At 38.6% G+C, this 10272-nt stretch carries 6 protein-coding genes; 2 read left to right on the forward strand and 4 right to left on the reverse strand.

The genetic code is table 11. The features are described 5' to 3' along the window. Nucleotides 1–56 precede the first annotated feature (56 nt). A complete protein-coding gene (gene alaS, locus CLV48_RS04790) occupies nt 57–2687 on the reverse strand; it encodes an alanine--tRNA ligase (protein WP_106566042.1) in 2631 nt (876 codons plus the stop codon). 121 nt (nt 2688–2808) lie between these two features. On the opposite strand from alaS, the gene CLV48_RS04795 reads away from it, so the two are divergent. Further along, nucleotides 2809–3786 carry a M23 family metallopeptidase gene (locus CLV48_RS04795; RefSeq protein ID WP_106566043.1) on the forward strand — a complete coding sequence of 326 codons (978 nt, stop codon included), beginning with the start codon at nt 2809–2811 and terminating at the stop codon, nt 3784–3786. Between the two features lie 287 nt (nt 3787–4073). Here CLV48_RS04795 and CLV48_RS04800 read toward each other — a convergent pair whose 3' ends face one another. The 3 genes from CLV48_RS04800 to CLV48_RS04810 all read right to left on the reverse strand — a co-directional run bounded on the left by CLV48_RS04800 (nt 4074) and on the right by CLV48_RS04810 (nt 9393). Then, nucleotides 4074–4604, reverse strand: coding sequence for a bactofilin family protein (locus tag CLV48_RS04800; RefSeq protein WP_106566044.1), 531 nt, complete (start codon nt 4602–4604; stop codon nt 4074–4076). 3 nt (nt 4605–4607) lie between these two features. Then, on the reverse strand, nt 4608–5636 hold the full coding sequence (locus tag CLV48_RS04805) for a ParM/StbA family protein (protein ID WP_106566045.1): 1029 nt from the start codon (nt 5634–5636) through the stop codon (nt 4608–4610). Nucleotides 5637–6153: 517 nt separating this feature from the next. Next, nucleotides 6154–9393, reverse strand: coding sequence for a UvrD-helicase domain-containing protein (locus tag CLV48_RS04810; RefSeq protein WP_106566046.1), 3240 nt, complete (start codon nt 9391–9393; stop codon nt 6154–6156). 114 nt (nt 9394–9507) lie between these two features. Between CLV48_RS04810 and CLV48_RS04815 the strand changes: the two genes are divergently transcribed. Then, entirely contained in the window at nt 9508–9951 is a 444-nt protein-coding gene (locus tag CLV48_RS04815) for a DUF6508 domain-containing protein (RefSeq protein ID WP_106566047.1), read from the forward strand. Nucleotides 9952–10272: the final 321 nt, after the last annotated feature.

Here is a 10272-nt window from a genome sequence, read left to right on the forward strand (position 1 = left end):
AGATTCCAAAAATGGGTTCAAATTCAGGTAAAACCAAATTTGAACCCATTATTCTATCAATTGCCGGCAAACATGGCTTTGGCCTTTTCAATCACCAGAGGCAAACCTTCCAGATTTTTTCCCCCCGCGGTGGCAAAGAATGGTTGTCCTCCTCCCCCGCCTTGGATTTCTTTGGCCAGTTCTCTTACCATAATACCTGCATTCAGTCCTTTTGAACTCACCAATTCTTCATTGATCACAACAGCAATCTGTGGTTTCCCATCTATTTCTGCAGCTATGATAGCCAGTACCTGATTGACTTCATTTTTCAACTCAAAGGCAAGCTTTTTAAGTGCATCGGCCGAAGGCAGTGTTACCTGTTCAATAATCAGATTTAATCCATTGATTGGTTTAACTTTTTGGATCAGCTCAGTTTTCAAAGCGCCAGCTTGCTGAAGGTGCAAAGCCTCAATTTCTTTTTTGAGCTCATTTCTTTCATTAAGTAAAGTCTCTACAGCCTTTTTCAAGTCCTTGGGACTTTTCAACAGCTCCTGGATTTCTTTCACAAGATCCAGATTGCTTTGGATATATTCTTCTGCCGCCTTTGCTGTAATGGCTTCAATCCTTCTCACCCCTGCTGATATTGAACCTTCAGAAACTATTTTGAACAAACCTATATTACCTGTGGCAGGGACATGGGTTCCCCCGCAAAGTTCTACTGAGAATTTGTTATCAAAGGTGATTACACGCACAAAGTCCCCATATTTCTCTCCAAACAAGGCTGTTGCTCCTTGCTTTTTAGCTTCCTCGATAGGCACATTCCTTTGTTCCATCAAAGAAATATTTTCTCTGATTTTGGCATTCACAATCCGTTCCACTCTTTCTATCTCCTCTTCGCTCATCTTAGCAAAGTGGGAAAAATCAAAACGCAGAATTTCTTCATTCACCAAAGATCCTTTTTGCTGTACATGGTCTCCCAATACCTCCTTTAAAGCCGCATGAAGCAAATGTGTCGCACTATGGTTACTCATTGTCAACCTGCGCTTCTCTTCATTGACTTGAGCATAGAAAATAGCCTGTGGATTTTCTGGAATCTTGTCCACGAAATGGACTATCAGGTCATTTTCTTTTTTTGTATCCAATACTTGTATTCTGCCTTCATCGCTTTGTAACCATCCCTGATCACCAACCTGACCGCCACTTTCTGCATAAAACGGTGTTCTATCCAAGACCAATTGGAAGCGGTCACCTTTTTTATCTTTGATCTGCCTGTATTTGATAATTCTGCTCTGACTTTGGAGGAAATCATAACCTACAAATTCAACGCCTTCCTCCTCATTGACCAATACCCAATCTCCGGTCTCTTGCTCAGCTGCAGCTCTTGATCTGTTTTTCTGGATTTCCATTTCAGCAGCAAAACCTTTTTCATCCACCGAATATCCATTTTCCCGTGCAATTAAAGAGGTTAGGTCCAATGGAAATCCATAAGTATCGTACAATTCAAAGGCTATCTTTCCATCAATTACATTTTCTCCGGATCTGGAAAGATCTTCCTTGATCTGATCGAGTTTTTTCAAACCATTGTCCAAAGTCCTCAGGAATGATGCCTCTTCTTCCATGATTACCTTGGCAATAAAATCTTGCTGGGCAGCTACTTCAGGGAAAATTTCCCCAAAATTCTTGGCCAATAATGGAAGTAATTCGTGAAGAAAAGGTTTTTGAAAACCTAAGAAAGTATAGCCATATCGAACAGCCCTTCTCAGGATCCTCCTGATGACATAGCCAGCTTTGTTGTTGGATGGAAGTTGGCCATCAGCAATGGTAAATGATATCGCCCTGATATGATCTACAATCACTCTCATGGCAATATCTATCTTTTCATCCTGGCCATAAGTTTTCCCTGATTTCACTTCCAATGCCTGGATAAAGGGCATAAAAATATCCGTATCATAATTGGAAGATTTGTTCTGGATGGCCCTTACAAGACGCTCAAAACCCATTCCTGTATCCACATGCTTGGCTGGCAGTTCTTTTAAGCTGCCATCAGCTAGGCGGTTAAACTGCATAAAAACAAGGTTCCAAATTTCTATAACCTGGGGATGGTCATTATTGACAAGGTCATAACCATCCACCTGCCTGCGTTCTTCATCAGACCGGAGGTCAATGTGGATTTCCGAACATGGACCACAAGGGCCTGTGTCCCCCATTTCCCAGAAATTATCCTTTTTACTTCCAAAAAGGATCCTGTTCTCCGGAACGATTTGGCTCCAAAACTCAAAAGCCTCGGTATCTTTTTCCAGTTGATCACCTGAATCTCCCCCAAAAACAGACACATAAAGTCTATCTTTAGGTAATTTGTACACCTCTGTCAATAGTTCCCAAGCCCATTCTATAGCTTCTTTTTTGAAATAGTCACCAAAGGACCAGTTGCCCAACATTTCAAACATGGTGTGGTGGTAGGTATCTACTCCCACTTCTTCAAGATCGTTATGTTTCCCGGATACCCTGAGACATTTTTGACTATTTGCTACCCTGGCGAACTTTGGCGTTTCATTACCCAGGAAGAAATCCTTAAACTGATTCATTCCAGCGTTGGTAAACATCAGGGTAGGGTCATTCTTGACCACTATCGGAGAAGAAGGAACAAATTGATGTTGCTTTGATTGGAAAAACTCAATAAAAGTACTTCTGATTTTTTTTGCTTCCATGTAAGCTTTTGAGAATGTTCGGATTATTTAAATTAATTTCTATCTTTGCCTTTCTTCGAAAAGAAATCACCCAAAGCCTGTTAAGGGCTACAAAATTAGAAGAATTACCCTTCATATCGTAATGAGTAGAATAAAATATTACTACGACCCTGAGACATGTAAGTACGAAAGGTATGTCAGAAGCAAATGGGACATCACCCTGAACGCTTTAGGATTTTTGTCTCTTTCTTCCATGTTGGCTATTGTTTTCATTCTGGTCTTTCATGCCTATTTTGACAATCCAAAAGAATTGCTGCTCCAAAAGGAGAACAGAGAACTCAAAATTTACTATGAATTTCTGCAACAGGAAGTTGGTAAAATGAACCAAATGCTGGCGGATCTACAGCAAAGAGATGATAATTTGTATCGGATAATTTTCGAATCTGAACCCATTGCTCCTGAAATCCGACAGGCAGGTATTGGTGGTACTGACAGGTACCGCGACATCCGAGAGAAAGGTCTGAATCAGGAAAAAATGATTATCGACCTGCACGGAAAAATTGATGCTTTGAAAAGACAGTTGTATGTGCAGTCCATCAGTTATGATGAAATTACAGAAATGGCACTTAAGAAAGAAGAATACTGGGCTTCAATCCCTGCCATCCAGCCTATACTAAATGAAAAACTCAATTTGTTGGCCTCTGGTTTTGGAATGAGGGTACACCCTATACTCAAAGTAAGAAAAATGCATACCGGGGTGGATTTTACAGCTCCTAAGGGAACACCCATTTACGCTACAGGTGATGGAGTAGTGATTGATGTTAAAACCGTTTTTGGCGGCTATGGAAAATATGTTGAAATCGACCATGGTTTTGGTTTTGTGACCAGATACGCCCATATGAATGATTTCAAAGTCAAGAAAGGCCAAAAAGTAAAAAGAGGTGATCAGATTGGAACGGTTGGAAATACAGGTTCTTCTACAGCCCCACATATCCATTATGAAGTCATGAAAGATGGAAAATATGTCAATCCTGTTAATTATTTCTTCAAAGACCTCACCCCAGAAGAATATGATTTGATCTTGGAACTGGCATCTAAAGAGAACCAGTCTCTTTCATAAGGACTGGAAAAGAATTCCAGCGAAAATAATAAAAGGTCATGTCTAAGGACATGACCTTTTATTTTTAATGACTTATTTCAAAATCGACCTGGTTGGTATGAAAGGCACAGAAGGGATTAATTAAACCATTTACTGTAACAGGATTAAAATCCACTATCAACCCAAGAGCCTAGAACTTTGGCTTTTTAGTCCCTTGCCACTACGGGCTAATTTAGGAATTCCTTTCCTCTACCAATTAAGGGGTGTTAAGGAATATTTTTTAACCATTGGATTATAAAGCTAAGGGCCTAGAAAAACCCATTTAATGTTGGGTTAATATTAAATTCATTGGGATTTTTTTTGCTAGATGAGATATTTTTTGCAACCTCAGAAATTATATCTATTGGCTTATCAAATTTTTTTATGTCTGCAACTTTAATCCTTTCAACTTGAGCTAGATCCCTCTTTTCCTCCTTTGGGAAGGAATGAAGGTTTCCGAAATCTTTATTTGAATTAATTTTTCCCAAAAATTTACTGCCCTTGATTATTTCAATGGATTTGCTGGATACTTCTCCCTCAAACTGGGATTTTCCACCAAAAACCACATGTTCATCAATGGTTAAATTGCCTAAACATTTTCCATATATCTCTAAGGAATTAGCGGAAATATCTCCAGTAACACTTCCGTCCTCACTAATAATTACTTTGCCCAAAGTAATAACAGAGCCAATAACTTCTCCTTCAATCCTTATATCTGATAGCGTCTGTAAATCACCCCGTAATTTCATTTCCCTAGCTAAAATGGTGACCTCGACAATATTCTTATTAGGCTTATGCATATACTATATATTTTCATTGTTAAAAGTACAAACTATGGTAGATGAATTACCGATATCCATACCCATAGCCCTTGTTTTATCACCGCCATTAAGCAGGTAACTGTTGTAACAATATCCTATAGCTGCCAGATGTGGTGCGTTATCAGAAACCTGAATATCAATTACACCCTCAAATTCTGCTTTGAATTCATCTATTAAAGGTTCAAACATTGCCCCTCCTCCTGCAAGGTAAATCGCGTTGGCTCTTGCAAAATCATTGTCATCAAAGGCTTTCCTTAATCCTGGAGAAATTACATCAGTATAATATTGTTTGAGTACTGATTTTCTCAAATCTGTAAGATCTACCCTTCTCCTATTCAAGAAAATAAATCCATTTTTGAAGGCTGCATCTATATAATGTTCATTTTTTAAATCCAAATAATAGGTTTTCATTAATTCCGCCTCCATCAGTTTTACAGCATACCGAATCCCAAAAGTTGATAAAGATGACCTTTGGACCAAGCCTGCCTCAGTACTGAATATTGCCTCACATGTTCCATAGCCCAAACTGATAATAAAGAAATTACCGGTCCTATTTTCATGCTTTCTAAGGGCAAGTGAACATCCAATTGCTTCCGGGATTACAGCTAATTGGTCAACTTCAGCAACCAATTTTTTCTTACCTCCACCTGTATAAGGAGCAGTATCGAATTCAATATTATGGCTCTTTAAGAACAATTCTTTGGACTTCTCTTTATAAAGTTGGAATGTGGAAAATGGAAATCCCATGGTTATTGTAAGCGGATTGCCAATTTTTTGGATCCCCACCAACAGCGCCGATTTCACCAACAACTGATAATCCAATTCTTCAGGCTCTCCATTTATATTTTTATGGGGGGATATTCCTTCATTAAGTGCCAACTGACCTACTATGTAAGATTTCCCACCTTCTATAATTTTAATACCCCTTAAAAAATCTCCTGCCACAAATCGCAAATCACTGGAGTTAGTTTCTATTACACTCGGTATTTTTTCAATATTCAAATTTTCCATAATACAAAATATGTTACTTTAAAATGTTTTTTTTGACCACAAAATCCATTTAATTGTATTTAAAGACACGGATTTTAGTCCAAAAATGTAAATTAAATTGATACCTATTCCCGGCTTGACTAATAATGTAAATGAATAGTCATATTCCCGCCCAAAAAATTAAGCCTTTAAGCATCCAACCTATTGATTCTTAGTTCAAAAAAAGCTATAAGCGTACTCCATATTATTTTTGACCCATTATCGAATGGATTTATCCTATAAACAGTAACCAGTATGGATATCTGAGTACCGAAATCGAAAAAACAATAACTACTGTTCATATTCCGAAGTCAATTTTAACTCTTAGTAGAGCGAAATAGCAACGGAAATTTCACACCATTGATCGGACGTACACCATCCCATAAAAAAGACCCCAAACAAAACACCATTATCCCATATTCTTTCTGAATGTCCCTGATTAATGTTGACCGTTAGATGATTGATTCTCGTTTAAAATATTTTCAAAATCCACCTTTCCCTAATTCTTCCCTTCATGCACCTTTTCTATCTTGCTAGTTTCCAGATAGCAGAGGTATCCCTTGACTGGTTTCTTATAAAGTTGATTTACCAGTTCCATGTACTCCAAAACCTGTTTTCTATACCTATCATGCTCCTCACCTGTTTTAAAGTCCACTACGACGGCCTCACTGTCTTTGAGAATAATCCTGTCTGGTCTTTTTTGCTTTCCTCCGGGCAATAAAATCCCTTGCTCAGTCAACAAAATATTGCCGCCTTCAAACCACGAAGCAAAGAGTGAATGGCCGAAAAGTCTTTCCAATTGGGCTTCAACTTCCAGAAATTCTACTTTCACTAATCTTCCCTCAAAATAAAATTCCTGAAGCAGACTTTTGGCATCTTCCTTACTCTTAGATTTTTCAAGCAACTCATGTATCAATAAACCAAAATCCAGTCTCCTTCTCTGCATCAGGCCTTCTTGGGAAAAATCCACAGCATACTTCTTGACCTTCAATAATGAAGACCAATTCTGATAAGCCCATCGAAGCGGAACAATGTTGTTTCTATCCGGATTAGAAACAACTCTTTCAGGCCATTCCCCAAAATCAAAAACCTTTTTTTCCTGATCAAAACATGAAGAAAAATCAAACCCCGAATCCTCTACAATGCCAGAACTCAATACAATTTGAAGGTGGTAGGACAATTGGTTAATCGAACCTTCTGTACTTTTTGCGGTAAAAGGGGATAAGGACCAAAAAACTTCTTCTGCCCTAGTCAAAGCCACATAAACCAGATTGAGTGAATCCAAATAAGCAAGGAGTTTCTCTTCCTCATAGATGGATCTAAAATCTGATTTCCCTAAGTCCTTGTTTAAAGTTAAAGGAATAATTACAGAAAAATTATGCTCTTTATCTGCAAATGGGGACCAAACAACATTTCTCTTGGAAGTATCAAAGATTTTCCAATCCAAGAAAGGCATTAAAACGACCTTAAACTGAAGGCCCTTTGATTTATGGATTGTCAAAATCCGCATTGCATTATGGTTTTCCGGAATTTTCACTGTCCTCTTGTCTTTATGGTCTTCCCACCACTCCAAAAAACCCACCAAGTCGGCCCTGTTTTTTAAAGAAAAATCATAAACAGCCTCCTTAAAACCGGATATATATGCCCTTTCCAAGCTATCCTCCTGAAGTCCTAGCAGACCTATAAGCTCCTCCACTGTTTCCATCAAGGGCAATTGAAGCAGGATTTGCTCATTTTGTCTGAATTCTTCCACTTTGTCTTTCAGGTAAACAGGTAATTTATCCAAGGCGAACATATCATGGTCAATTTCTTCATTCTGAAGCAGTGACCTATAATACCACATGGTCTTGAACTGAACCATATCATCTGGACTTTGGAGATACTTCAATCCCGCTATCAAAGCTTTAACTGATGCAGATTTGTACAAAAACATTGATTCATCGGAAAGCACATCAAATTTATAAGGAAGGTTTGCATGTGCAGCTCCAAAATCCATTAGGTGATCTGCAATGAGTTCCCCTTCATCTTTGGTCCTAACCAAAAAAGCAATATCCTTCAAGGAATACCCTTTATCCTGAAGGTTCATGATCATTACTGGCAGCTTATCAAGTACCAAATTTTTGAATTTTCCACTTTCCAGCTCCTTGTCTTCTTCTAAAAATTCCAACCTTACCTTCCCTTTAAAATCAGCTTCCCTCTTGGATTCTGAAACTTTCTGAATCACATCCATGTATGCCCTGCTAAGAATATGGCCTTCTCCTTCAAGCTTTGAAAGGTCCAAAACTTCCTCAAATGAATTGGGCAGTTTTTTAAACAAAGCATTATTAAATTGAATCACATTGGGTAAGCTACGGTAATTCGTATCCAGATTTCTATTTTCAATCTGACTATTGCCGATTTGATTTTCCACCTCCTCAAGAAGCAAACGCATCTCTCCACCTCTCCAACGGTAAATGGATTGTTTGACATCTCCAACCAATAAATTGGTATTACCCTGCGATAGGGAGTTTTCCAACAAAGGCTTGAAGCTTGACCATTGAAATCCTGATGTATCCTGAAATTCATCTATCAGGTAATTTCTGAATTGGTTTCCCACTTTTTCATAAATAAAAGGAGCATCATTTTCACTGGTGATTTCTTTTAAAAATTCATTGGCATCAGAAATGAGCAACATATTTTCTTCTTCTTTGATATTTGTCAATTCCTCCAAAAGATTTCGAAATACCCCAAATACAAAAATGTTCTTAGCAATCGCCTCCAAAGTCCTCCATTTCACAAGTAAAGCTGGAATTTGTAAAAGTATATGGCCCAAACCTTGATGAAAAGCAGCAATGATGGCTTCTTTTTTATTGCTGGTCTTGGAATACCAGCCCTCTTCTGAATAGGCCAGCAATTCCTGCGACTCAGTCAATTCTGGTACGGGTTGGAACCTATCTCCCAACTTGGCAAATTTTAGGGCAAAGGACCTACTGGAACCGGAAAAATCAGTCCACTCTAATCCATTGGAAATGCGGATGCGGTCCGCCTCTTCTTTAAGTGACCTTGTTATTTTTATGAGCTCTGCTTTCCTTTCCCTGACGAATTTATGGAGGTTGGAAATGTTTTCCCTGTCTTTGAGGAATCCACGGATTTCAGGAGAGAATTTTTTGAAATTCTCCTGAAACAACTCTGAACCTAAATCCTTGATTTTTTTACGGATATCCCAGGAATTGCCCTTTTCAATTTCTTCCTTTGCATAATCAACCAGCCATTCATGCAATAAGGTATCCTCCATTACCTTTTCTACAACCCTATCCACTACCCTTTCCAAAACCGAATCCTGATCCATTTCCACTTCAAATTTGGCATTCAGATCCATTTCCCTGGCAAAGGCCCGTACTACTTTTTGGAAAAAGCTGTCAATGGTACTTACCGCAAACCGGCCATAGTCATGCAGGATAACAGTAAGGGTTTCAGTGGCCCTATTCTGAAGTCCTTGGACATCCAAACCCAAACTGTCCATCAAAACCTTATCCATGGTCTGTTCGCCTAGCAGCCCATTCCTCATCCTCATCAGCTCCCTTAGGATACGTTCCTTCATTTCCTGAGTAGCCTTATTGGTAAAAGTTACCGCCAAAATAGACCTGAATGCATCAGGATATTTAAGTGCCAGTTTCAGGTATTCCATGGTTAAGGTATAAGTTTTACCCGAACCTGCTGAAGATTTGTAAATGATAAAAGGAGCTGGGGCAGTTTTCATAATTAAAAATCAATTTTACCAAAACAAAAAAAATAAGCTCCAAAATCAAAATTGATGACAGACATTGTCCGACAAAAGTTTTAGATTTGTTAGAGGCCATTTTTGAAAAAATCAATGAAACCTGTTTTTACGCCACTGGAAGAGATAGCGTATTTTCTCGAGGGAGAAGACGGAAGACTTGTCATTCAAGGCCTGATGCCTTTTGTGCGAGAAATTGAAGAGCAGATTGAAAAATTGAAAAAAGCAATTCCTCTTCATTTAACCGAAGGAACTTTGCAAAAATACCTGGATATGGACGGTATCAAAACTGACCTTAAACGCTATATCTCTGAATCAGGCCTGCTGGTAGGTTACAATTGGGAAGATTGGATGGAAGGTAAGGAAATGTTGGACGGTGTAAGGCCCTTATCCAAAATCAATAAGATCAAGGCTTGTAAAATGTTGACTCTGGTCATCAGAAGGGATGCCTCAGAATTTGGTTATTTTGAATACCACCTGAAAAAAGGAACCATTTTGGACCTGTTGAAAAAACTGTTGGAAAAGGAAGGACTCAGTTGAAAAAATAGGGACCCAATCAAAAGCAGGGATTAAATGCAAGTTGCTTGTCCAATTGAAAGGTTCAAATGGACTGACCACCTAAAGTTTTCTATTCAATTCCTCCAGCTTTTTCTATCAAATTGTGTATCCCTGATTAGTGTAGACCGGTTTGTGATTGAATTTCATTGTTAAATATTGATGTCTATCCGTGCCCGTCAGGCCCGGTAGGTTATGCTTGAGTTTTTGCTTCAACCGGGATGGACTGCATCCATCCCTTGGTTATTTTGGCCTTTCAGGCCTTCCAACAAACTCTCCTTTAGAAACCATCTTCCCAAATTAACC

This window comes from Cecembia rubra, assembly GCF_003014575.1.
Lineage (GTDB): Bacteria > Bacteroidota > Bacteroidia > Cytophagales > Cyclobacteriaceae > Cecembia_A > Cecembia_A rubra.

Bases quoted from the DNA above. Each gene is read 5' to 3' on its own strand.
- alaS (WP_106566042.1), bottom strand. From the start codon at position 2,687: ATGGAAGCAAAAAAAATCAGAAGTACTTTTATTGAGTTTTTCCAATCA.
- CLV48_RS04795 (WP_106566043.1), top strand. From the start codon at position 2,809: ATGAGTAGAATAAAATATTACTACGACCCTGAGACATGTAAGTACGAA.
- CLV48_RS04805 (WP_106566045.1), bottom strand. From the start codon at position 5,636: ATGGAAAATTTGAATATTGAAAAAATACCGAGTGTAATAGAAACTAAC.
- CLV48_RS04815 (WP_106566047.1), top strand. From the start codon at position 9,508: ATGAAACCTGTTTTTACGCCACTGGAAGAGATAGCGTATTTTCTCGAG.
- CLV48_RS04810 (WP_106566046.1), bottom strand. From the start codon at position 9,393: ATGAAAACTGCCCCAGCTCCTTTTATCATTTACAAATCTTCAGCAGGT.
- CLV48_RS04800 (WP_106566044.1), bottom strand. From the start codon at position 4,604: ATGCATAAGCCTAATAAGAATATTGTCGAGGTCACCATTTTAGCTAGG.